Genomic DNA, 23743 nt, shown 5'->3' on the forward strand with positions numbered 1-23743 from the left:
GCGTGGCCAACCAGATCAAGAAATGGTGCGCCCCTTGAAAATCTCAAGGGAAAAACGCACCGATCTTGCTGCGTGGTTCAGGAAAACAGGATCGACGACAGCTTGCGGCGGGCGGCGATCGTCGCCGGGTCTTTCGGACCCCAGACTTCGAAGAAGGAGACGAGCTCGCGGCGTGCGCCGTCATCGTCGAAAGCCCGGTCGCGTTTCATGATCGTCAGCAGGTGATCCGCCGCGCCATTGCGGTCGCCTTCGACGTTGCGGATCTTGGCCAGCATCAGGCGGGCTTCATGGTCGTCGGGATTGGCTGCCAGGCGCTGTTCCAGAGCATTGGGATCGCCGAGCTTGCGGGCTTCCTCGATCTGGTTGAGCTTCTTGGCAACCGCGCTGATGCCGGCGTCCTTGGCAAGATCTTCCGGCAGGCTCGTCAGCGCTTCGCGCGCTTCGACAATCTGGCCAAGGGTGATCATGCAATCGACCATGCCGGCAATCGCTACGGTATTCTCCGGGTCTGCCTGCAGCACGGCGCCGAAGAGGCCGGCGGCGTTTTCGGCATCGCCCGTTTCCAGCAGAGCCTTGGCATCGGCAAGCACGGCCTCGATCTCGGCCTTGCTGTCGTCGACGGCAGGGCCGGCGATCTTTTCGATGAATTGCTTGATCTGGCTCTCAGGCACCGCCCCCATGAAGCCGTCGACCGGTCGCCCGCCGACGAAGGCGATGACGGCGGGGATCGACTGGATGCCGAGCTGGCCGGCGATCGACGGATGGTCGTCGATGTTCATCTTGACGAGCTTCACGCGGCCGGCAGCTTCGGTCACGACCTTTTCGATCACCGGGGTCAGCTGCTTGCACGGACCGCACCAGGGTGCCCAGAAGTCGACGAGAACAGGCTGCTGGCGCGACGCGTCGAGCACATCCTTGGCGAAGTTGGCGGTCGTCGTTTCCTTGATCAGATCGCCGCTTGGGGGCGCGGCTGCCGGCGGCTGGCCGCCAAAGGAAGCTGAAGCGGTCATCTGGTTGCCGAAGGACCCTGCATAGGGATTGTCGTTGCCCGTCATTCTTCTCTCCTCGCCGGCTCTTCATCCGGCTTCCTGCATTCGCGCCAAAGATCGTATGTCAGGCTGTCACTTTCAAGACAAGCGGTTCATGTCCCGTGGCTTCCATGAAGCGCAACAGGTCCTTCGAGCCGATCGAGGTCGTCGCGTCGTTGGAAAGCGGGTGGCAGTTGATAACATCGAACGCCATCAGGTCTTCGTCGATGATCACCTTGACGTTGCCGCCGGTGTCGTTGATCGCGCCGAGCGCGGTGACCGCTCCCGGAATGACGCCGAGATATTCCATCAGCTTTTCCGGCTTGCCGAAGGAAACCTTGCTGGCGGCGCCGATGACCTGGTGCACCGTCTTCAGATCGACAGTCGCGTGTTCTTCGACGGTCAGGAGGAAATAATTGTCCTTCTTGTCCTTCACGAACAGGTTCTTGGTGTGGCCGCCGGGGATTTCGTCACGCAGCGCCACCGATTCGGCCACGGTGAACACGGGCTCGTGTTTTTTTGTGCTGTGTTCGATGCCGAGATCGTCGAGAAAGCGAAAAAGGTCGTCCGCGGTCTTCGGTTGCGCGTCGTTCATCGGGGTGATTCTCCTGCCGATCGATTTTTTTCCAGTCTGCTTTAGGGGAGAACGGCCGCGCCGTGCAATCTCAGAGACGGCGGCGCGGGGCGAAAACGCGGCATTTGCGGGCTTCCTGAGGAGGCTCCCAAAAAATATTCGATTTCTCGACATTTCCCTGTTGCATTCCAAAATCGCTTAGGCCATATAGCGCCCGTCGCCGCAAGTCAGCGGCACCCACGGTCCACCGACTACCCCCGGACCGAGGTAATGAGCGGGTGTAGCTCAGGGGTAGAGCACAACCTTGCCAAGGTTGGGGTCGGGCGTTCGAATCGCCTCACCCGCTCCAATTTTCCCAACCGATTGTAATATAAATATTCTTCGCCTCGGGCGAAGCGCTGAATAATTCGGACAGGCGTCAGCCGTGCGGCTAACGTTCGCGGCAATGCACGCGTCACCGATCGTCTCGGCAAAAATCCTCAGCTCTTCATGAAGACGTAATCCGTTTCCTGGCGACGGGTCTCGCCGGGACGCAGAACGGCGTTCGGAAAGCCCTGGTGATTGACGGCATCCGGCCACACCTGGGTTTCCAGGCAGAAGCCGGCAAAGGCGCCATAGCGGCGTCCTTCGAGGCCGGGCACCGGCACGTCGAGCTTGAAGCCGGTATAGAGCTGGACGCCGGGCTCGGTCGTCAGCACTTCCATCGTCACGCCGGAATTGAGGCTGCGTGCAAGAGCGACGGAATGTTTTGCCATGCGCTCCGGCGAAAGACAGAAATTGTGATCGTAGGCGATGCGTTTACCCTCGGTCTGGCGCCTGAGCGATGTCATCTCCCTGAGATCGAAGGCAGTGCCTTCGACCGGGCGGATTTCACCGGTTGGGACCTGGCGTTCGTTGGTCGGCAGATAGTGGTCGGCGGCAATCATGATATCATGGCCGAGCGCTTCCGCGCCGCCATCGAGATTGAAGTAGCTGTGCTGGCAGACATTCGCGAGCGTCGGCCGGTCCGTCTCCGTCTCGTAGACGACGCTGAGCACGCCGCCGGGCTTCAGCTGGTAGGTGCAGCGGGTTTGACAGTTGCCAGGATATCCAGCGCGGCCATCCGGGTCGATGATCTCCAGCGTGACGCTGTCGCGCGTCCGCTCGACGATCGTCCAGTTGCGCTTTCCGATGTTGTCGCTGCCGCCGTGCAGGTGCGTCACGCCCTTTTCGTTCAATTCGAGCTGATGGGGCTCGCCATCGAGCATGAAGCGCCCGTCGCCGATGCGGTTGGCACAGCGGCCGGGCGTCGCGCCGAAATAAGGGGAATGGGCGACATAGCTTTCGAGATCGGTAAAGCCGAGCACCAGCGGCGGCTCATGGCCCTCCAGCCGCAGGTCCTGGATCACGCTTCCCCAGGTAAGAATATGGGCGGTCAGGCCGCCACCGGAAAGTGCAACACGGTGAACAGGCTCACCCGATGACAGGTGTCCGAAGATATCCGTGTCCGCATGCTTGTCCATCGTCTGGTTCTCCCCGTCCTTGCGGCAAGCAACCTGCGTCATTTCCTGGGGATCGGCAACCGGAAATCGAGATTTTCTGCGGTAGATTCAGCGCGATAGTTGTTTCGTCGCTTCCTGCAGTCCGGCAAGCGTCAAAGGAAACATGCGGCCTGCGAAGAGGGTCCTGATCATGCCGATCGACTGGGTATGGCGCCAGTGCTGCTCTGCAACGGGATTGAGCCAGATGGAGCGGGGAAAGTGGGCGGCGATGCGCGAGAGCCAGAGGCCACCGGCCTCGTCGTTCCAATGCTCGACCGAGCCGCCGGGATGGCTGATCTCATAAGGGCTCATCGAGGCATCGCCGACGAAGATCGCGCGGTAGTCGCTGCCGTAGGTGCGCAGCAGCTCCGTCGTGCGGGTGATGTCGGCGCGGCGGCGGCGATTGTCCTTCCACAGGCCTTCGTAGACGCAGTTGTGGAAATAGAAATGCTCCATGTGGCGGAATTCGCCGCGCGCGGCCGAAAACAGCTCCTCGACGATGCGGATATGGTCGTCCATCGAGCCGCCGACGTCGAAGAACATCAGGAGCTTGACGGCGTTGCGTCGTTCCGGCCGGGTCACGACATCGAGATAACCGTGCTCGGCGGTGGCACGGATCGTGCCGGAAAGGTCGAGTTCGTCGGCAGCACCTTGGCGCACCCAGCGCCTGAGCCGCTTGAGCGCCACCTTGATGTTGCGCGTGCCAAGCTCGACCGTGTCGTCGTAATCCTTGAACTCGCGCCGGTCCCAGACCTTGACGGCACGGCGGTGGCGCGAGCCGTCCTGGCCGATCCTGACCCCTTCGGGATTGTAGCCATAGGCGCCGAAGGGTGAGGTGCCGGCGGTGCCGATCCATTTTGAGCCGCCCTGGTGGCGCCCCTCCTGCTCGCGGAGCCGCTGGCGCAAAGTCTCCATCAGCGTCTCGAAGCCGCCGAGGCTTTCGACCAGGCGTTTTTCTTCTTCCGTCAGATACTTCTCGGCCAGCTTGCGCAGCCATTCCTCGGGGATCGCCGCCTGCTCGAAATCATCAGCGGGGGTGATGGCCTCAAGGCCGGAAAAGCAATGCCGAAACACGCCGTCGAAGCGGTCGATATGGCGTTCGTCCTTCACCAGCGCCGTGCGGGCGAGAAAGTAGAACGCCTCGATATCGAAGGTGGCGATACCCGCCTCCAGGCCCTCGATCAGGGACAGGAATTCCCGGAGCGTCACCGGGATCTTCGCAGCCTTCAATTCGAGGAAGAAGGGGATGAACATTTGGCTTCAGTCTTGTTCTTTGCCGATCAGGTCCATGTCGTAAGGGGTCGTCTGGTACATCTCGTTGATCCAGTTGCCGAAGAACAGATGCGCGTGGCTGCGCCAGCGGTTCTGCGGCGGCAGGGTCGGATCGTTGTGCGGGAAATAGTCGTGCGGCATCTTGATCGGCACGCCCGCATCCACGTCCCGGAAATACTCGTCCGACAGCGAGGTGGAATCATACTCCACGTGATTGAACATGTAGAGGCGCTTGCCCTTCTTCTCGTGCACGAGGCAGACGCCCATCTCCTTCGATTCCATCAGGATCTCGAGGTCGGCGACCCCATTGATGTCGGCGCGGCGCACTTCGGTCCAGCGCGACACCGGCACGGCGAAGTCGTCGGAAAAGCCATTGAGATAGACGGAGGAGGGCTGCAGGTTCTGGTGGCGATAGACGCCGAAGGCTTTCTCCTTAAGCAGGTATTTCGGCACGCCGTGGAAATGATAGATCGCCGCCATCGCGCCCCAGCAGACGTTGAGCGTCGAATGCACGTTGGTCGTCGTCCAGTCGAGGATGCGCTTCAACTCGTCCCAGTAGGTGACGTCCTCGTATTCCAGTGTTTCGACGGGCGCACCGGTGATGATGAAGCCGTCGAACTTGCGGTCCTTCACCTCCTCCCAGGTCTGGTAGAAAGCGAGCAGGTGTTCCTCGGACGTGTTCTTCGCCCGGTGCGCGCCGATGCGGATCAGCGACAGCTCGACCTGCAGCGGCGAGGCGCCGATCAGGCGCGCCATCTGGATCTCGGTCTTGACCTTGTTCGGCATGAGGTTGAGGAGCCCGATCTGGAGCGGACGGATATCCTGACGGATCGCCACGGTCTCGGTCATCACCCGCACGCCCTCGGTCGCGAGGGTTTCGAAGGCGGGCAGCGTATCGGGTATCTTGATGGGCATGGGGCTTCCACTCGATCAATACAAAAAAACCGGCGGCGATTGATCGCGACCGGTCCTCGGAAAATCCACGTTTCCTCGGCCCTTTAGCGATTTGTTTAACGTGGCTGCAAGCCGGCCGGCCAAATCACCACGGATTATTTGATAGCGCGGCAGGGGCGCGGGGGTCAATGAAAAACGATTCGCCGGCTAGAAGGCCCCTCATCCCGCTGCCGCGACCTTCTCCCCGCAGGCGGGGAGAAGGACCAATGCCGCGGCCGCTTTGTTCCATTTTAGGCTTGCAGCAGGCGGCGAGCTCACCGGCTGCCTGCGTCCCCTCGCCCCGCCTGCGGGGAGAGGGCTAGGGTGAGGGGCAATCTCGCAGCAAGTGCAGAGCGTCCTGCATGCCATAGCCGAGCCGGGGCGCGGCCTCATCAAAACCGAGCCAGAAGAAGTGAAAACGGATCGGCTCGCCGCCGCCGAAAGGCGTCATTTCCTGATGCAACCAGGTCTGCCGATGTTCGCCGGCAAGCGCGACGTGAAAATAATGTCGGCGATGGCAAATGGCCCGGCCATCTTTCAGGAAGGAATAGTCCTGCGTGAAGAGGTGGACGAGCCTTTCTGGCGGCGCCAATCCGGTCTCCTCGACAAATTCGCGCAAGGCGGCGTCTTGCGGGCTTTCGCCGGGCTCAATCGTGCCGCCCGGGACCTGCAGGTCCACATCGGGAAAGTCCGGCTCGTCGAAAACGAGCAGCTGCTCCTGCCAGGTGGCGTAGATCAGCACCTTGTGCGCGTCGGGCCTCACTGGTCGCGGCGCGCCATGAAGGCCAAGCGTTCGAAGAGGTGGACGTCCTGCTCGTTCTTCAAGAGCGCACCATGCAGCTTCGGCAGCATGGTTTTCGGGTCGGCGCGCAGGTCGGCCGGGTCGATCTCGTCGGCGACGAGCAGGCGGATCCAGTCCAATGCCTCGGAAGTCGATGGTTTTTTCTTCAGCCCCGGCACCTGGCGGATGTCGTAGAAGGCGGCAAGGGCTGCCGAAAGCAGGGTTTTGCGAATGCCGGGATAGTGCACCTCGACGATGCGGGCGAGCGTGTCGGCATCTGGAAAGCGGATATAGTGGAAGAAGCAGCGGCGCAGGAAGGCGTCCGGCAGCTCCTTCTCGTTGTTGGAGGTGATGATGACGATCGGCCGCTGGCGGGCCCGGATCGTCTCATTGGTCTCATAGACGTGGAACTCCATGCGGTCGAGTTCCTGCAGCAGGTCGTTCGGAAACTCGATGTCGGCCTTGTCGATCTCGTCGATCAAAAGCACCACCCGTTTGCCGGCCTCGAATGCCTGCCAGAGCTTGCCCTTGCGAATGTAGTTCTTGACGTCGTTGACGCGCGCGTCGCCGAGTTGGCTGTCGCGCAGGCGCGAGACGGCGTCATATTCATAGAGCCCCTGCTGCGCCTTGGTTGTCGACTTGACGCTCCATTCGATGAGCTCGAGACCGAGGGCGGCCGCAATCTGGCGGGCAAGTTCGGTCTTGCCGGTGCCGGGCTCGCCCTTGACGAGCAGCGGCCGTTCCAGCCGGATCGCGGCGTTGACCGCGATCATCAGGTCCTTGTCGGCGATATAGTCGGCGGTGCCTTCGAATTGCATGGGCTTCTTCCGGTCGTGGCGATGCACACGATGGGTCTGCGGTGAGACCCGTCGTCATACGTCTGCAGTAGCGCATAAGCGGGGTGGGTGCCAATGCCGTGTCGTCTGCCGCTGGCCACAGGTCAACCGCGGAAGGCGGTGACCTCGATCTCGATCAGCATTTCCGGGCGGATGAGATCGCAGACGATCATGGTGGCGGCCGGGCGGATCTCGCCGAACATCTCGCCGAAGATCGGGAAAACCCGATCGGCGAAGCTGGCATCGGTGACGTAGTAGTGGTTGCGCACCACGTCCGAAAGCGAGAAGCCCGCCTCCTTCAGCGCGCCCTCGATCGTCTTCAGGCAATTGCGTGCCTGGTCTTCCACCGTTTCCGGCATGGTCATGGTGGCGTAGTCGTAGCCGGTGGTGCCGGAAACGAAACACCAGTCGCCCTTGGCGACGGCACGCGAATAGCCTGCCGTCTTCTCGAAGGGCGACCCGGAGGAGATGAGCTTGCGCGTCATCCCTTCAGCTCAGGCCCAGGGGCGCGAGGCGGCGGTCGACTTTTCGAAGCTGTCGATGGCCGTTGCCTTCTCCAGCGTCAGGCCGATATCGTCGAGGCCGTTCAGCAGGCAGTGGCGCTTGAAGGCATCGATCTCGAACTTGACAGTGCCGCCATCAGGGCCGGTGATTTCCTGGGATTCCAGGTCGATCGACAGGATTGCGTTGGAACCGCGCGATGCGTCGTCCATCAGCTTGTCCAGGTTCTCCTGGCTGACGACGATCGGCAGGATGCCGTTCTTGAAACAGTTGTTGTAGAAGATGTCGGCAAACGAGGTCGAGATCACGCAGCGGATGCCGAAGTCGAGAAGCGCCCACGGCGCATGCTCGCGCGAGGAGCCGCAGCCGAAGTTGTCGCCGGCGACCAGGATCTTGGCGTTCTGGTAAGCGGGCTTGTTGAGCACGAAGTCCGGGTTGACCGAGCCGTCTTCGTTGTAGCGTGCTTCGGCGAAAAGCCCGGTGCCGAGGCCGGTGCGCTTGATCGTCTTCAGGTAATCCTTCGGAATGATCATGTCCGTGTCGACGTTGACGACGGGGAGGGGAGCGGCGACGCCGGTGAGCTTGACGAACTTTTCCATAACTTCAGGCCTTCGATTTCAGCGAAATGTTGCGTAAGCGTTTAGATCAGTTTTGCGCCGAAATGAAGGAAAATCTATCCCGAAAATGCTTGCCGGGCGGGGGAAATCGCCTGCCCGGCAAGTGTTGCAGCGGCTGTTGTCTGCGTTGGAGCGCCTTGGCCGCTCGGCTTTGCGGACACCGGCCGGATTCTGGTGCGGGTTTCAACCTGCTTTGGGTGCGTTCAGCGCCCAGAGCACGCCGAAGGGGTCGCGCAACTGTCCGTAGCGGTCGCCCCAGAACATCAGCTCGATCGGCATCACGACTTCGGCGCCTGCGGCGACGGCTTTGCTCCACCACGCGTCGATATCGTCGACCGGCAACATCAGGCTGAATGCCTGCGGTTTCTCCAGTGGATGGCCGTATTCCGGGTAGGCGTCGCTCAGCATCAGCGAACTGCCGTTGATGTGGAGGTGGATGTGCATCGTCCGACCCTGGTCGTCGACCGGTTGCCGATAGGCTTCCTTGGCGCCGAAGGCGTGCTTGTAGAATTCCGCTGCCTTGGCCGCGCCATTGACCTGGAGATAGGGCACCAACCCGTTAAGCGCCTGAGGCAACTGGTTTGCGTCTGTTTTCTGCGTCGTGCTGTCCATGTCATGCTCCTATTGGGGAATGATAACGTGGCCAGGATCTTTGCTGGCCTGATCCAAGGACGAACGCAGAAGGGACTTGCCGACAGGGGTATCGAAAAAAAATCGCACGGGTTGAGCTGCCGCGCCGGACAGCGCTTCAGCGCGTCGAGGAATCGCGAAGCGATTTTCCGTCAGGAAATGTGCAGAAACGAGAAGTTGGAGCGCTTCCGTGCCTCGGTCTGAAGCAAGCCGGAAACGCTCTTTGGGGGGGGAAGCGATCCCTAGAGATCGATGATCGTGCCGCGACCGTCGTTCCAGATGCGCATTTCGCGCGGCGCGGGGCCGGAGGTCGGGCGGGCCGTTGCGCGGGCGGTTTTGAAATTCAACCGGGCTGCTATGGCACTGCCGATCGCGACAACGGCAGCGATGCCGGCGAGCGCAAGCGCAAGCGATGCAGTGAAGACGAAGGCCGCCAGCGTGATGGTGATGGCGAGGGCCGTAAAGAGAACAGAACGTATGCTTTGCATGATCGTCACCTTTCTGGTCCCGATGTGGGTGTTGCCGTCGCGGCTTGCAAGAGAGGTGCGGCGGTTCGCCTCGCCTTGCGGAAAAAATGAAAGGCGGGCACAACTGCCGCATGACAAAACCGATCGAACATCACCCCGTTCGCCTGCGCCGTTCGGTGCTTTGCGTCCCGGCAGACAATGTCCGCGCGTTGGCGAAAATTTCGGAACTGGCCATCGATGCCGCGATATTCGACCTCGAGGATGCGGTGGCCCCCGAGCGCAAGGCCGAGGCCCGGGACGGGCTCGTTCGCTACCTCAGCGAAAACCGGCCGGATTGCGAGATCGTCATCCGCATCAATGCGCTCGGATCGGGCTTCGGCCAAGACGATCTGGCGGCGGCTCTTGAGGCAAAGCCCGATGCGATCCTCTTGCCCAAGGTCGAAAGCCCTGGTGATATCCAGATCGCTGCCGACTGGCTGGCGGACAACGGCGCGCCGGAGGACCTGCGCCTGTGGGCGATGATCGAGACGCCGCGTGGGGTCGTCAATGCGCCTGCGATCGCCGAGACCGGCCGCACCTTCGGCGGCAGGCTCGATTGTTTCGTCGTCGGTCTCAACGACCTGCGCAAGGAAACCGGCGTTCCCGATCGTCCGGGCCGGCCGTACCTGATCCCCTGGCTGATGCAGATCCTGCTCGCCGCGCGCGGTAGCGGCCTCGACGTCATCGATGCGGTGTTCAACGACTTCCGCGACACGGACGGTTTCGACGAGGAATGCCGGCAGGGGCGCGACATGGGCTATGACGGCAAGATGCTTATCCACCCGTTGCAGATCGGCCCGGCCAACGAGCGCTTCGGCGTCGAGCAGGCCGCCGTTGATGAGGCGCGCGCCATCATCGCCGCCTTCGCGCTGCCGGAGAACGCAGCCAAGGGCGTCATCAATCTTCACGGCCGGATGATCGAGCGGCTGCATCTCGATCAGGCCCTGAAGCTTGCCGCCAAGGCGGACACGATTGAAAAACGAAAGGCAAGACTTTGAAACTTTACCGCTTCCTCACCGGCCCTGACGATGCGTCCTTCTGCCATAAGGTGACGGCGGCGCTGAACCAGGGCTGGTCCCTGCACGGCTCGCCGACCTACGCGTTCAATGCGGATACGCAGCACATGCAATGCGGACAGGCCGTATTCAAGGAAGTCGAAGGCAAGGATTATAATCCCGACATCAAGCTGTCGGAACAGTAAAGCGAGCCGTTAGGCACGTTTGGTCCCTCACCCTAGTCTCCCCGCAGGCGGGGGGAGGGGATGTGGGCGAAGCTCCGTCGTCCCGTGGTGTCGTCCCTCTGCGCAGATGATTTCATAGAAGCGAGCGGGTGCCGCGATGTTCCTTCTCCCCGCCTGCGGGGAGAAGGTGCCGGCAGGCGGATGAGGGGCAAAATATCGGGCGGGTTCGTTATCCGCCCACGTGCTCCACGCTCGCCTCGATCCGCTCCATGTCGTCGTCGGAGAGGCCGAAATGGTGGCCGATCTCATGGATCAGCACGTGGGTGATGATGTCACCCAGCGTTTCCTCGTTCTCCGCCCAGTAATCGATGATCGGGCGGCGATAAAGGGTGATCCGGTTCGGAAACTCGCCCGTCTCCATGGTGAAGCGTTCGGTAATCCCGCGGCCTTCGAACAGGCCGAGCAGGTCGAACGGCGTTTCCAGCGCCATGTCCTCGAAGACGTCGTCGCTGGGGAAATCGGCAACCTCGATGATGAGGTCGGTCGTCAGCTTGCGGAATTCCTGCGGCAGGTGGCCATAGGCTTCCACTGCGAGCTGTTCGAATGTCGTGAGCGTCGGTGCGTGGCGTTCCCGCCAATCATCGGTCTGGTCAATGCGGGCCATAGGCACTCCTTATTGTCCTCCATATAGCGATTTTGCCTTTGTTTTTCGAGTGTTGAATTCCTGATGCGAGGGTCAAGGAATAAATTCTTAAATTTGGTTATTGACTCCTCCTGATGGCTCTGGAATCTATAAGAACATAACAGGAACATCTTAAATGGGAGTTGACCGTCATGGCCGAGAACGCCGTGCAGCGGGAGACCGTTCTTTCGCTTCGCGAAACCATAGCCCGGATCGAAAATCGCAGGCTTGCAGGCGTCGTGAAGACAGTCAAGGCGGCCGATCCAGCAGGCTTCCGGAGCAGGAAAGAGGGTAGCCAGTCTTCCGGCCGCAAGGTCCTGCCGCTCGGCATTCCCGAACTCGACGCTATCCTCGAGGGCGGGTTGCCGCTCGAAGGCATGACGGAAATCCGCAATTTCGAGACGCGCGATGCCGGCGCTGCTGCCGGATTTGCAACCGCGCTCGGTGCCCTCTGTCAGCAGGCGCGCCAGCAGAAGGGCGACGATCGAGCACCGGTTCTGTGGATCAGCCAGTCGCTCGCCTCGACCGAGGCGGGCCTGCCCTATGGCCTCGGCCTCAAGGCGTATGGGCTCGACATTCGAAGCCTGATCCTCAGCCTGCCGCGCACGGTCAAGGACGCGCTCTGGATTGCCGAGACGGCGCTTTCCGTTTCGGCCTTCTGTGCCGTCATTCTCGAAATTCGCGGCAATCCGGCATCGTTGGCCTTGAGCGAAAGCCGGCGCCTGCATGTGCGCGCCCGCGCCGGTCGTATTCCTCTTCTGCTTCTGCGTCAGTCCGGCCACGAGGAGGCGAGCAGCGCCTTCTTCCGGCTTCATATCGAACCGGCGCCCGCCCGCGAGCGCCCCCTCCCTGACGGCTCGATGCTTTGCGGCAGCATCGGCCATCCCGTCTTTCACGTCATTGCCGAAAAAAGCAGGTCTCCTGCCCCCGTCGGCCTCTTCCTGGAGTGGAACCCCCATGACCGCCGCTTTTACCCCGTCGAGCCCCTACCAGCCGCTGCTGCGGCAAATCCAGAACCAGCGCATTCTGTCGCTCGACTTTCCGCATCTTCCGGCCGACCGGGTGGCGCGGAGCCGCTGGGGCACCTCCTGGCTTTCCCGCGGGCGTCCTGAGCATCCGCCTGTCGTCTTTGCCGACCGCGTCAGGAATGCCATGCGCCTCGTCGCGCTCGATGGCCTTGCCGAAAAGTCCGGCTTCCAGCTGGGCCAGGGCGTTGCCGAGGCGCGGGCCATGTGTCCCGAGGTCGATGTGCTGCCCGCCGACCGGGCGGCGGATCGCGCCCTTCTCGACGGGCTTGCCGACTGGTGCAGCCGCTATACCCCGCTGGTGGCGCTCGACGGCGACAGCGGCCTTTATCTCGACATCACCGGCTGCGCCCATCTCTTGGGCGGAGAGAAATCGCTTCTCGACGACCTGCTCGCCCGGCTCTTTCATCTGGGTATCGAGGCGCGTGCGGCGATCTCGTCTTCAGCCGGGCTCTCCTGGGCCGTGGCGCGCTTCGGCTCGCAAGGCGTGATCGCTCCGGATGAGGCGGCACGCGTGCTGGCGCCGCTGCCGATGGCGGCTCTCAGGCTTACGTCCGACATGATCGAAACGCTCGGCCGGGTCGGGCTCAAGCAGGTCGGCGACATCATCGAGGCGCCGCGGGCGCCGCTTGCCCGCCGCTTCGGGGCCACGCTGCTGTTACGCCTCGATCAGGCCATGGGGCTGGAAGACGAGCCGCTTTCGCCGCGGCTTCCCGTTGCCAGCCTCTCGGCCGAGCGGCGGCTTTCAGAGCCGGTCCAGGGCGAAGACGATATTCTCGTGCTGACGCAGGAGCTGGCGGCACGGCTGAAGCCGGAACTGGAAAAGCGTGGGCAAGGCGGACGGCTGTTCGAGCTCTTGCTCTTTCGTGTCGACGGCCGGGTCTTTCGCATCGCTGCCGGAACCTCTTCGCCGCTGATTGAACCGGGCCGCATTGCCGGCCTGTTCCGCGAGCGGCTGCAGGCGGTGCATGACGATCTCGATGCCGGCTTCGGCTTCGAGATCCTGCGGCTGTCGGTTCCCAAAAGCGAAAAATACGAGGTGATGCAGGAGGATTTTTCTGGCACGCCGGACCGGCAGCGGCCGCTTGCGGCCTTTGCCGACAGGGTCATGGCGCGGCTGGGCGCGGAAAGCCTGTTTCTGCCCGTCCTGTCTGAGAGCCACGTGCCGGAGCGTGCCGCCGTCTTTCAGCCGCTTGCGGATGTGGGAATGCTGAAGACGGCAGAGGAGGGTGCCTGCTCTGTTCCGGCCAGCCTTCTGGCGGCCTCCGTTCGGCCGCAGCGGCTGTTTCAAAGTCCGGAACCGGTGGAAGCCGTGGCCGAGGTGCCGGAAGGGCCGCCCAGAAGCTTTCGCTGGCGGCGGAGCCTTCACCGCATCGCGCGCGCCGAGGGGCCGGAACGGATTGCGCCGGAATGGTGGCTCGATGGCGAGACGGCGGCCGAGCGGGATTATTTCCGGGTGGAGGATGAGAGAGGCCGGCGCTTCTGGCTGTTTCGCGAGGGACATTACGGCGGGCCGACGCAGCCGCGCTGGTTCATGCATGGGGTCTTCGCGTGAGCACGCCCTATTTCGAGATCGGCGCCTGGTCGAATTTCTCCTTCCTCGAAGGAGCCTCCCATCCGGGCGAGATGATCGTTGCCGCCAGCCGGCTCGGCATTTCCGGCCTCGGCGTCGCCGACCGCAATACGGTCGCGGGCGTGGTGCGCGCCCATGCGCAGGCGAAGGTGGAAGGATACGCCTTCCAGCCCGGCGCCCGGCTTTGTTTTGCCGAGGATATCCCGGATGTGCTCGCCTATCCGCGCAACCGCCGCGGCTGGGGCAATCTCTGCCGCATGCTGAGTGCCGGAAACCTCCGGTCGACAAAGGGCGACTGCACGCTCTACGAGGCCGATCTTGTCGAGTGGGGTGAGGATATCCTCCTTGCCGTCGTGCCCGATCCGGTGATCGGAGCGCCGGAGGCCAACAAGCTTTCGGCGTTCCTGAAGCGGCTGAAGCCGCAGTTCGCCGATCGGCTCTATCTGGCGCTGGTGCCACGCTATGATGGTTTCGACCAGCTGGTCTTTGCCGGGTTGGCCACCATCGCGCGCAATGCGGGCACGCGGCTGATTGCCACCAACAGCCCGCTGTTCCACGGGCCGGCACGCCGGCCGCTCGCCGATATCGTCACCGCCATTCGCGAGCATGTGACGGTGGCGCAGGCAGGGTTCCGGCTTCAGGCCAATGCCGAACGGCATCTGAAACCGTCGGGGGAAATGGCGCGCATCTTTCGCGACTACCCGGAAGCGATCGCCAATACCGGACATTTTTTCCGCCGGTTGGATTTCACCTTGGCGCAACTCGAATATCAGTATCCCGACGAGAGCTTTGCCGGCGAAACGACGACTGAGACCCTCAGGCGACTGACGATGGAAGGCGCCCATCGACGCTATCCCCGCGGTATTCCCGAGAAGGTCTCGAACCAGATCGAATACGAGCTCGATCTGATCGCCGACAAGCGCTACGAGCCCTATTTCCTCACCGTGCGCAACATCATGGAATATGCGCGAAGCGTCGACATTCTCTGTCAGGGGCGCGGGTCGGCGGCGAATTCGACGGTCTGTTATTGCCTTGGTATTACCGAGGTAAACCCACTGAAGACCACCCTGCTCTTCGACCGTTTCCTGTCGACCGAGCGCGACGAGCCGCCGGATATCGACGTCGATTTCGAGCATGAGAAGCGAGAAGAGGTCATCCAGCATATCTATCGGACTTACGGCAAGGAGCATGCGGGGCTGACCGCGGCCGTCATCAGCTACCGGGCGCGCTCGGCCGGCCGCGAAACGGCAAAGGCCTTCGGCTTTTCGGAGGACGTACAGTCGGCGCTTGCCGGCTCTGTCTGGGGGTGGTCGGCCGCCGACCTGTCGGAGCGGGAGGCGCAGGCCGCCGGCCTCGACACCAAGGATCCGACGACGGTGCGGGTTCTCGACTATGCCACCCAGCTGATGAGCTTCCCCCGGCATCTCTCCCAGCATGTCGGCGGTTTCGTCATCACCCGCGACCGGCTCGACGAGGTGGTGCCGATCATGAACACGGCGATGCCCGATCGCTACATGATCGAGTGGGACAAGGATGACCTCGATACGCTGAAAATCCTGAAGATCGACGTCCTGGCGCTCGGCATGCTGACCTGCATCGCCCGGGCCTTCAAGCTTCTCGACCGGCATTATGGCGTGAAGAAAGACCTGCACACGCTGTTCAAGGATGAGCAGGAGGCCGTCTACGACATGATCTGCCGGGCCGATACGATCGGCGTCTTCCAGATCGAGAGCCGGGCGCAGATGAGCATGCTGCCGCGGCTCAGGCCCCGCATCTTCTACGACCTCGTCATCGAAGTGGCGATCGTGCGGCCGGGACCGATCCAGGGCAACATGGTGCATCCCTATCTGAAGCGGCGGGAGCAGCGCCGTCACAACATCCCGATCGAATATCCGAGCCCGGAGCTGCAAGTGGTGCTGGAGCGGACCCTCGGCGTGCCCCTGTTCCAGGAGCAGGCGATGCAGATCGCCATCACCGCGGCAAAATTCACGCCCGGCCAGGCCGATCAGCTCAGGCGGGCGATGGCGACCTTCAAGCGGACCGGCACCATTCACACCTTCGAGCAGAGGATGGTCGAGGGCATGGTCGACAATGGTTACGACAGAGATTTCGCCGTTCGCTGCTTCAAGCAGATCGAGGGCTTTGGCGAATACGGCTTTCCGGAAAGCCATGCGGCGTCCTTCGCGCTGCTCGTCTATGTCTCTTCCTGGCTGAAGACCTATTATCCCGACGTCTTCTGCGCGGCACTCTTGAACTCGCAGCCGATGGGCTTTTACGCTCCTGCGCAATTGGTGCGGGATGCGCGCGAGCATGGCGTGCGGGTGATGCCGGTCGATATCAACCATTCGGACTGGGATTCGGGCCTCGAGGACGGCGGGCACGACAGGCGCGCGGTGGAGCCACGCCATCGCGACATGCTGGGGGTGATCAGGACGGAAAAGGTCATCCGCATCGGCTTCAGCCTGGTCAAGGGTCTCCGAGAGGCCGACATCATCGACAAGCTCGTCGCCCGTCGCGGTGCCGGCTATACGTCGGTTCGCGATCTCTGGCTGCGCTCGGGACTGCCGCGGCCGGTGCTGGAAAAGCTTGCCGATGCGGATGCGTTCCGCTCGATCGGCCTAGATCGCCGCAACGCGCTCTGGGCGGTCAAGGCGCTGGACGAGAAAAGCGCTGCCGAGCGGCTGCCGCTGTTCGAGCAGGTGACGCAGGACGAATTCCAGCTGGAGCCGGCGATGTCGTTGCCGGTGATGCTGGAGGGCGAGCAGGTCATCAACGATTATCGCGCTCTCACATTCTCGCTGAAGGCGCATCCGGTTTCCTTCCTGCGGGCCGAGTTTTCGGCGCAGGGGCTGGTCGAAAGTCGCGCTCTTGCCACCGCACCCGTCGGCCGCAGGGTGACGGTTGCCGGGCTGGTGCTCGTTCGCCAGCGTCCGGGCTCGGCCAAGGGGGTCATCTTCATGACGATCGAGGACGAGACCGGCGTTGCCAACGCCATCGTCTGGCCGAAGGTCTTCGATCAGTATCGCCCGGTGATCATGGGCGCGCGTCTCGTCAAGATCCGGGGCCGGCTTCAGCGCGAAAGCGAGGTCATCCATGTGGTGGCGGAATATATCGAGGACATGACCCCGATGCTCGGACTGTTGCGCAAGGAAGCGCGGCACTTCGGCGCCAACGACCGTGCCGACGAGGTGCTGCGGCCAACGGCCGACGCAAGAGAGAAAAAGGTGCTGAAGGACCTGCGCCTCGCGGCCGCTCGCCGTGCCGCCGGTGCCGATCAGCAGGCCGTTGCGACAGAGGTCGCCGACGTCATGCCGAAGGGGCGTAATTTCCACTGACACAGGGGTAATGTTCGGTTCGAACCATGCAAGCGACCGGCAGCAGCTCTTGCGCGAAACTGCGTGCAGGACAAAGCCATTGGTAAGTCGCGGAGATGACGGCTGCGTCCAAGGCGTATTTCAGCGCTGAATCCTGGTGGAGATCGCCCGGCCGGGAACATCGCCTGAGGACTGCGTAAAAATGTCGCAGTCTACCAGCGGGCTTGCATAGAAATCCACAGCCGAAAAGGTCATCGGCGTGGAGCTAATATTATGAAAATACGATGTTTTCCATCATGTTTGGATTCGTTCTAATCGACGTGCAACTTCCACTCGCGGAGTTTTTTGTTGACAGTAAATGTCCTCTTTTGCTTTATGAGCGAATTCAGGACGTTGCGTTACACAGGCAAGACGACATGCTGGTTTGCAGCTGCAATTTCATCACGGAAAAAGACATCGAAGATACGATCGTAGCCCTCCTCGATGAGGACTGTTGGCAGCTGATCGTGCCGGCGAAGGTCTATCACGCGATGGAGAAACGCGGTCGCTGCTGCGGTTGTTTCCCCAATGTCGTCGACATCATCATCCGTACCACCGAGCAATATCACGGCCGTCGCGACTCGACGGACGTCGAGATATTTGATTTCATGGCCCGCCTCAAACAATTCCATGAAGACAACCGGAGGGCGGATCTTGAAAGGCGACAAAAAGGTCATCGAGCAGCTTAACGAAGCGCTCTATCTCGAACTCGGTGCCGTCAATCAGTACTGGCTGCATTTCCGCCTTCTCGAAGATTGGGGCTACACGCTCCTGGCCAAGAAGGAACGTGCCGAGTCGATCGAGGAAATGCACCACGCCGACAAGCTCGTGGCGCGAATCATCTTCCTCGAAGGTCATCCGAACCTGCAGACGGTAGGTCCGCTGCGCATCGGTCAGAATGTCAAGGAAGTGCTGACAGCGGATCTCGCCGGCGAATACGACGCCCGCAAGGCCTACAAGAAATCCCGCGACATCTGTCACGAGGCCGGAGACTATGTCTCCATGAAGCTGTTCGAAGAGCTGCTGGCCGATGAGGAAGGTCACATCGACTTCCTCGAAACCCAGCTCGAGCTGCTTGAGAAGATCGGCGAAGAGAAGTACGGCCAACTCAATGCCGCACCGGCCAACGAAGCCGAAGTCGACTGAGCGCCCCGCACCCTTCAAGCAAAAGGCCGTCGATCATTTCGGCGGCCTTTTCGTTTTAAAGCATGTCGCGCAAAAGTGTGCCGCGGTTTTGCGGTAACGACATGCGTGAAAACAAGATCTTAAAGCGCTCTAGGCTCAGTCCAGGGAGATCTTTGATGCGCCCGCCGCCGATGGCGTTCAAGGGGTGGATGCGAAGGCTGCTGGTTGCCATGGGCGTGGCGCATCCCGATAAACCTGATCGAAGCTTGCGAAACCTCTGATCGGGTGCATCCAACCTTCCCCCTTCAAGTGGCACGGCGACCCTGCGCGCAACCGGTCCGGCTCGAACAATCCCGGAGCGACACCAACCTCTGCGCTGCCACTGACGTCTTGCGCCACAGCGACTCTTCCTTCCGGTAACGACAAAGCGGCAACCGGGGTCAAGCGGCTCTCACAGGGGCTATAAGGTGGTAGGACGTCGTGCCTTCCGCTGGGTCGTCCGCAAGCCATCGGCGGCGGCAATCGCAGGCCGATGCAAAGATATCGCTCCGCAGCCCGCTCCTTGCCGGCGGCCGGCCCGACGCAATCGGTCATCGGCGCAGGTTGGTATCACCCGCGCTGGTCAACGCCTGTTCAACAAGGCGCAGTTACGGCGCCAGATGGGCGAAGCTGGCGACGACCTCTTCATAGACCTTGCGTTTGAACGACACGATCATGTCCGGCAGGTCGCGCATCGGCTTCCAGTCCCAGGCGTCGAATTCCGGCTCGTGGCCGCCGGGCGGCGGGTTGATGGCGATCTCGCTCTCATCGCCCTCGAAGCGGAAGGCATACCAGCGCTGCGTCTGGCCGCGAAATTTGCCCTTGAGGCCGATGCCGATCAGATGCGATGGCAGGTCGTAGTTGATCCAGCCGGGCGCTTCGGCGAGCAGCGAGACCGTGCGCATGCCTGTCTCTTCATAAAGCTCGCGATAGGCGGCTTTCAGCGGATCCTCACCCTTGTCGATACCGCCTTGCGGCATCTGCCACTGCTGCGGCGAGCCGTCATATTCGGAATTGCCGACGGCAATCCGGTGGCCGGCCCAGACGAGGCCGGCGCGGTTCAGCACCATGATGCCGACGCAGGGGCGATAGGGCAGGTCTTCCGGCCGGAGGGTCTTGTCATTGTGCTTGCTCATCCGCTGTCCTCTCCTGGCTCACGGCGCAACGCGACCGCCTGGTCGCAATCCAGCGCCGCCCTGAAATGTTCGAACCGTTTCGATGTCTCATCGCACCCCGGTTCCGGGTCCGCAATGGTTTCTTGCGGTTCGCCATCAGCGCCGGGCCTCAGATGGGAGGCAAACGCTCCGCCAGCTTCCGGCCAACGTCTCTCCTATCCGCCGGATCCAGGAAACTCCGCACCCGCCGCTCGATCACCAGCCGGTTTGGCGGCCACGCCCTCGCTCCGCACCTATCTCTCCTGCGGATCCTTGACGAGCGCCGAGACGCCGACGATCTCGATGCCGCGTCCCTGTGCCTCGCCCGCCCATTGCGCTATCGCAGCGACGCTCTCGTCGAAGGCCGAGGCAACGCCGATAGCCGTGCCATTGCGCCGGGCGATGCGCTCCAGTTCATCGAGCTTCTTCAGGATGGCATTGCGGCTGAGTTCGCTGTCGACCGTCATATCGGCAAAGCCGTGGGGAACATCGAAGGCGTCCGCAAGCTTGCCGGACAGCGATTGGGCCGACGTCCCGTCGTCGAGGAAAAGCACGCCCCGCTTGCCGAGATCGCGCATCACCGGCTCCAGCGCATCGGCATCGGAGAGAAAGCGTCCGCCGAGATAGTTCATGATGCCGGTATAGTTGGTGATCTGCGCCATGTTCTTGTGCAGCGCGGCCAGGTTCTTCGCAGGCCCGAGCGAGAGGCGCAGCGCGTTCGGCCCCGGGTCGTTGTCGGGGTAGTCGAACGGCTCCATCGGGATCTGCAGCAGGACCTCGTGACCGCTGCGCCTTGCCTCCTGCATCCAGCGCTGCAGGCTGTTGCCGGCGGCGGCAAAAGCAAGTGTCACATCCGGCGGCAGGTCGCGGATGGCCTTCTGCGTTCCGGTCTGGCTGAGCCCAAGGCCGCCGACCACAAGGGCGATGCGGGTGCCGCGCGCGCCCGACCAGGGGCGGGCATATTGATCCATCGGCCGCAGCCCGTCGGCGCCGGTGATCGGCAGGCGGCCCTCGGCACTGTCTTCCAACAGGTCGTCATTCGGAAGGGCAGCCATGCGCGGATCCTGGCCGCGGATCGGGCCGACATTGATCAATGCTGGGCCGCTGCCGTCACGCTGGCGCGGTGTGAACTTGGTGACAGTGGTGCCGTCGTTCGTCAGGGTTTCCTCGACATGGGCGCCGGAAAAGGCGCTGCCCGGCTTCAGCGTACCGCCGCTGGTGTTCGATGCCTGGCCGCTTACCGGATTGGGTGTCTTTTCCGCTGTTTGTGCCGTTTCTGGCGCTGCCTCGCCTTCAGTTGAGGCTTGCCTGCGCAATCCATCTGGAGAGATGGCGTTCCAGGCGGAAAGGCCGACTAGGCAAGCAGTGATGACGCCGACAAGCGAATAGCTGAGCACGCGACGCCGGTCGCGTTTTGGCGCGGGTTTTTCCCGGCGGTTCTGGCCAAGGGGGGCATTGAGATCTGTTCCCAAACGGAGCCTCGGTCGACCTGAAGGAGCGTTGCCGGTGAGGGATGCGCCGTCTTTGAGAGAATCAGCGGTTTCCGGCAGCACCTGCTGCCGACATAGTATAAAGGCGCCGGGTTGACCAGCCCGGCGCCTTCAATGGCTTACTTCTTGAGCTCTGCCTGCTCCGGGCTTGCCGGAAAGGCCGGATCGGACTTCGTGCCGCGCAACAGGTCGAGCGCGTAGTTGAGCTGAAGGTCGTCCTTGGTTTCCGGCGGCACATAGGCAACCGAGCCGGACCCTTCGTCGGTTTCGCTCTGTCCCTGGATGTGACCGCGCAGATCGGATTCGCCCTGGGCTTCGACCTTGCCGAGCAGTTCCGGCGGCAGCGGCTGTTCGACCTTGATGTCGGGCGTGATGCCCGTACCCTGGATCGATTTGCCCGACGGCGTGTAGTAGAGCGCCGTCGTCAGGCGCAGAGCGCCGGCTTCGCCAAGCGGAATGATCGTCTGCACGGAGCCCTTGCCGAAGGAACGCGTGCCGAGAACGGTCGCGCGCTTCAGATCCTGCAAGGCGCCGGCAACGATTTCCGATGCGGAGGCCGAGCCGCCGTTGACGAGAACGACCACCGGCTTGCCGTCGGTCAGATCGCCAGGTGTGGCGTTGAAGCGTCGGGTCTCGTCCGGATTGCGGCCGCGGGTCGAAACGACCTCGCCACGCTCCAGGAAGGCATCCGAAACGTTGATCGCCTGATCAAGCAGACCGCCTGGATTGAGGCGCAGGTCGAGGACATAGCCCTTGAGCTTGTCGGCCGGCACTTCGGACTTGATCTTTTCGATGCCCTTCTTCAGGTCGTCATAGGTCTTCTCGGTGAACGAGATCACGCGGAGATAGCCGACGTCGCCTTCGGTGCGGAACTTGACGGCGCGAACAGCGATCACGTCACGCACGATCGACAGTTCGATCGGCTTGTCGGCGCCCTTGCGCAGGATCGTCAACTTGATCGGGGTGCCCACGGCGCCACGCATCTTTTCGACCGCATCCTCGAGCTTCAGGCCACGAACGTCCTGGCCATCGATCTTGGAAATGAAGTCGCCGGCGAGAACACCGGCGCGGGCGGCCGGCGTGTCGTCGATCGGGCTCGTCACCTTGACGAGGTCGTCTTCCATCGTCACTTCGATGCCGAGGCCGCCGAATTCGCCACGGGTCTGGGTGCGCATGTCCTCGGCGTCTGTCGAGTTCATGTAGCTCGAATGCGGATCAAGCGACGAGAGCATGCCGTTGATGGCATTCTCGATCAGCTTGTCATCCTGCGGAGGGGTGACGTACTGCGCGCGCACGCGCTCGAACACGTCGCCAAAAATCGCCAGCTCGCGATAAGTCGAGGTATTGGCGGCAACAGCTGGAACGACAGCCGAATAAACGACGCCCATAGCGGTTGCACCCATCAGCGCCCCGACCAGAACAAGTGAAGCCCTACGTATCATTTCGCGCCTTTCCAACCTCAGCTGCGGTCCACCACGGTCGGGAATCAACCGGTTTTCCGTCTTTTCGGAATTCAATGTAAAGCGTCGGCCGGTCCGTTTCCAGCGCCAAGGCCGCAGCACTTGCGACTCTTTTTGCACCCATCGTCGCAAGCGGTTCTCCCGCCACGACAAATTGTCCGGTCTGCACGCTCACCGTCTCCATGCCCGACAGTACCACATGGTAGCCGTCGCCCGGATTGAGAATGATCATCTGCCCATAGCTGCGGAAATTGCCTGCATAGACGATCCAGCCATCTGACGGCGCAGTCACCAGCGCGCCGGGGTTGGTTTCCAACATTATCCCTTGCAGGGAGTGCCCTGTACCATCGGCATCACCGAACTTTCGCAAAAGCGATCCCGCGGCCGGATAGGCAAGCTTATTCCTCAGCTCCGAGAAGACGTATGCTGGCGCAATGCGGTTTTTGTCAGGCACGGCGCTGCGGGCCAGCTCGCGCGCGGCTTCGCGCTCTGCCTCGCTCATGCGCAGGCGCTCTTCCTCCTGGGCGCGGGCGGCGGCCGCCGCATCGCGCACCGAGGCGATCTCGTTTTCGAGCGAACCGATGAGCCCTTCGAGATTGGTCGCCTGGGAGGCCAGTTCCTGGGCTTTTCGCTGCTCGGCGGCAAGTTCCGCCTCGCTCTTCTGGCGCAGTTTTTCCTTTTCAGCGACGAGCATCGACATGCGACGCTCTTCCTCGGCATTAGCCGTCATCGCTGCCGTCAGCTCTTCACGCTGCTTGCCGATGCCGGCGCGGATATCGGCAAGCGCCTTCAGGTCGGCGACGAGGTTATCCGTTTCCTCGCGAATGCCGGGCACGACGGCGCCGAGCAGAATGGCGCTGCGAACGGAGCCGAGCGCATCCTCCGGTGTCACCAGGATCGCCGGCGGCGGGTTGCGGCCCATGCGCTGCAGGGCTGCCAGCACTTCAGCCAGAACACCGCGCCGCGCGCGCAACGATCGGCGCACGGTATCTTCCTTGGCGCGCAGATCGCTCAGCTTCTTTTCGCCATCGACGATCTGCTGCTCCAGATCCTGCCGTTTTTTGGCGGAATCGACGATGGCGCTGCGCAGCGCCTCATTGCTCTTGTCGATCTCGGCAATGGTTGCCGCCAGCTCGTCGGCGCGCTCCTGCGACAGCGTGATCGTTTTCGACAGCGCATCGAGTTCGCTGCGGGTGCTGTCGCGACGAAGCGTCAGGTTTGCTGCCGGATCGGGTGGCCCCTGCTGCTGATCCACGCCAGACGTGCCAGGCGTCGCGGGGACGTCCTGAGCGGACGCGGGAAGGGCGACGGCAAGCCCGAGCGCCAGCAGCGCCGCAGCGCGGGCGGGCCGCCATACATCGCCACCGATCTTTTCGAAAGCGCTGATCATGCTTCGGCGCGTCATTCGTCCCTAGGCGTCCAGCCGACAATAGCTGCACTCATGCCTGCCAACAGAAACCGGTT

The 23743-nt window shown here is 62.3% G+C and carries 23 protein-coding genes, 1 tRNA gene and 1 riboswitch; of the genes, 8 read left to right on the top strand and 16 right to left on the bottom strand.

The window, feature by feature from the left end; genetic code table 11:
- Positions 1-77 precede the first annotated feature (77 nt).
- A complete protein-coding gene (gene trxA / locus HT585_RS18510; protein WP_176354366.1) occupies positions 78-1055 on the bottom strand; it encodes a thioredoxin in 978 nt (325 codons plus the stop codon).
- A gap of 58 nt (positions 1056-1113) precedes the next feature.
- A complete protein-coding gene (locus HT585_RS18515) occupies positions 1114-1623 on the bottom strand; it encodes a prolyl-tRNA synthetase associated domain-containing protein (RefSeq protein ID WP_176354367.1) in 510 nt (169 codons plus the stop codon).
- Positions 1624-1876: 253 nt separating this feature from the next.
- Between HT585_RS18515 and HT585_RS18520 the strand changes: the two genes are divergently transcribed.
- Positions 1877-1951 (top strand) — tRNA-Gly (locus HT585_RS18520).
- Positions 1952-2081: 130 nt separating this feature from the next.
- Here HT585_RS18520 and HT585_RS18525 read toward each other — a convergent pair.
- The 9 genes from HT585_RS18525 to HT585_RS18565 all read right to left on the bottom strand — a co-directional run bounded on the left by HT585_RS18525 (position 2082) and on the right by HT585_RS18565 (position 9180).
- Positions 2082-3104: an aldose epimerase family protein gene (locus HT585_RS18525; protein ID WP_176354368.1), complete on the bottom strand. Its 1023-nt coding sequence runs from the start codon at positions 3102-3104 to the stop codon at positions 2082-2084.
- Between the two features lie 87 nt (positions 3105-3191).
- Positions 3192-4376, bottom strand: coding sequence for a vWA domain-containing protein (locus tag HT585_RS18530; RefSeq protein WP_176354369.1), 1185 nt, complete (start codon positions 4374-4376; stop codon positions 3192-3194).
- Positions 4377-4382: 6 nt separating this feature from the next.
- Entirely contained in the window at positions 4383-5309 is a 927-nt protein-coding gene (metA, locus tag HT585_RS18535) for a homoserine O-acetyltransferase MetA (RefSeq protein ID WP_176354370.1), read from the bottom strand.
- A gap of 63 nt (positions 5310-5372) precedes the next feature.
- Positions 5373-5450: riboswitch (SAM riboswitch) on the bottom strand.
- Between the two features lie 196 nt (positions 5451-5646).
- Entirely contained in the window at positions 5647-6090 is a 444-nt protein-coding gene (locus tag HT585_RS18540; protein ID WP_176354371.1) for an NUDIX domain-containing protein, read from the bottom strand.
- Complete coding sequence (locus HT585_RS18545; protein WP_176354372.1) at positions 6087-6926, bottom strand: AAA family ATPase; 840 nt, start codon at positions 6924-6926, stop codon at positions 6087-6089. Before HT585_RS18545 ends, HT585_RS18540 begins: the two co-directional genes overlap by 4 nt.
- A gap of 122 nt (positions 6927-7048) precedes the next feature.
- Complete coding sequence (locus tag HT585_RS18550; RefSeq protein WP_176354373.1) at positions 7049-7429, bottom strand: RidA family protein; 381 nt, start codon at positions 7427-7429, stop codon at positions 7049-7051.
- Between the two features lie 9 nt (positions 7430-7438).
- Positions 7439-8044, bottom strand: coding sequence for a 3-isopropylmalate dehydratase small subunit (gene leuD / locus HT585_RS18555; RefSeq protein ID WP_053249188.1), 606 nt, complete (start codon positions 8042-8044; stop codon positions 7439-7441).
- A gap of 201 nt (positions 8045-8245) precedes the next feature.
- The gene (locus tag HT585_RS18560) at positions 8246-8674 is read right to left on the bottom strand and encodes a VOC family protein (protein ID WP_176354374.1); all 429 of its coding nucleotides are present in this window, start codon (positions 8672-8674) and stop codon (positions 8246-8248) included.
- Positions 8675-8934: 260 nt separating this feature from the next.
- Positions 8935-9180, bottom strand: coding sequence for a hypothetical protein (locus HT585_RS18565; protein ID WP_176354375.1), 246 nt, complete (start codon positions 9178-9180; stop codon positions 8935-8937).
- Between the two features lie 110 nt (positions 9181-9290).
- On the opposite strand from HT585_RS18565, the gene HT585_RS18570 reads away from it, so the two are divergent.
- Both HT585_RS18570 and HT585_RS18575 read left to right on the top strand, forming a co-directional pair.
- A complete protein-coding gene (locus HT585_RS18570; RefSeq protein ID WP_176354376.1) occupies positions 9291-10196 on the top strand; it encodes an HpcH/HpaI aldolase/citrate lyase family protein in 906 nt (301 codons plus the stop codon).
- Positions 10193-10399, top strand: coding sequence for a DUF1737 domain-containing protein (locus tag HT585_RS18575; protein ID WP_173418315.1), 207 nt, complete (start codon positions 10193-10195; stop codon positions 10397-10399). The genes HT585_RS18570 and HT585_RS18575 overlap by 4 nt, the downstream gene beginning before the upstream one ends.
- 208 nt (positions 10400-10607) lie before the next feature.
- Here HT585_RS18575 and HT585_RS18580 read toward each other — a convergent pair whose 3' ends face one another.
- Positions 10608-11042 carry a metallopeptidase family protein gene (locus tag HT585_RS18580; RefSeq protein WP_173418314.1) on the bottom strand — a complete coding sequence of 145 codons (435 nt, stop codon included), beginning with the start codon at positions 11040-11042 and terminating at the stop codon, positions 10608-10610.
- Between the two features lie 170 nt (positions 11043-11212).
- Between HT585_RS18580 and HT585_RS31770 the strand changes: the two genes are divergently transcribed.
- The 5 genes from HT585_RS31770 (at position 11213) to bfr (ending at position 18157) form a co-directional block, all read left to right on the top strand.
- Positions 11213-12172 (top strand): ImuA family protein, encoded by a 960-nt coding sequence (locus HT585_RS31770; protein WP_246707798.1) that lies wholly within the window; start codon positions 11213-11215, stop codon positions 12170-12172.
- On the top strand, positions 12123-13640 hold the full coding sequence (locus HT585_RS18585) for a Y-family DNA polymerase (protein WP_343214043.1): 1518 nt from the start codon (positions 12123-12125) through the stop codon (positions 13638-13640). Before HT585_RS31770 ends, HT585_RS18585 begins: the two co-directional genes overlap by 50 nt.
- Positions 13637-16993, top strand: coding sequence for an error-prone DNA polymerase (locus HT585_RS18590; protein WP_343214035.1), 3357 nt, complete (start codon positions 13637-13639; stop codon positions 16991-16993). Before HT585_RS18585 ends, HT585_RS18590 begins: the two co-directional genes overlap by 4 nt.
- A 263-nt stretch (positions 16994-17256) precedes the next feature.
- A complete protein-coding gene (locus HT585_RS18595; protein WP_246707799.1) occupies positions 17257-17700 on the top strand; it encodes a (2Fe-2S)-binding protein in 444 nt (147 codons plus the stop codon).
- Positions 17666-18157 carry a bacterioferritin gene (gene bfr, locus HT585_RS18600; RefSeq protein WP_176354378.1) on the top strand — a complete coding sequence of 164 codons (492 nt, stop codon included), beginning with the start codon at positions 17666-17668 and terminating at the stop codon, positions 18155-18157. Before HT585_RS18595 ends, bfr begins: the two co-directional genes overlap by 35 nt.
- Before the next feature lie 626 nt (positions 18158-18783).
- Here bfr and HT585_RS18605 read toward each other — a convergent pair.
- The 4 genes from HT585_RS18605 to HT585_RS18620 form a co-directional block, all read right to left on the bottom strand.
- The gene (locus HT585_RS18605) at positions 18784-19311 is read right to left on the bottom strand and encodes an RNA pyrophosphohydrolase (RefSeq protein WP_176354379.1); all 528 of its coding nucleotides are present in this window, start codon (positions 19309-19311) and stop codon (positions 18784-18786) included.
- A gap of 272 nt (positions 19312-19583) precedes the next feature.
- Positions 19584-20801, bottom strand: coding sequence for a divergent polysaccharide deacetylase family protein (locus HT585_RS18610; RefSeq protein ID WP_176354380.1), 1218 nt, complete (start codon positions 20799-20801; stop codon positions 19584-19586).
- A 137-nt stretch (positions 20802-20938) separates the two neighbouring features.
- A complete protein-coding gene (locus HT585_RS18615; RefSeq protein ID WP_176354381.1) occupies positions 20939-22261 on the bottom strand; it encodes a S41 family peptidase in 1323 nt (440 codons plus the stop codon).
- Entirely contained in the window at positions 22251-23684 is a 1434-nt protein-coding gene (locus HT585_RS18620) for a murein hydrolase activator EnvC family protein (RefSeq protein WP_176354382.1), read from the bottom strand. The genes HT585_RS18615 and HT585_RS18620 overlap by 11 nt, the downstream gene beginning before the upstream one ends.
- Between the last annotated feature and the right edge of the window lie 59 nt (positions 23685-23743).

The sequence above is a fragment of the Ensifer oleiphilus genome, from assembly GCF_013371465.1.
Lineage (GTDB): Bacteria > Pseudomonadota > Alphaproteobacteria > Rhizobiales > Rhizobiaceae > Ensifer > Ensifer oleiphilus.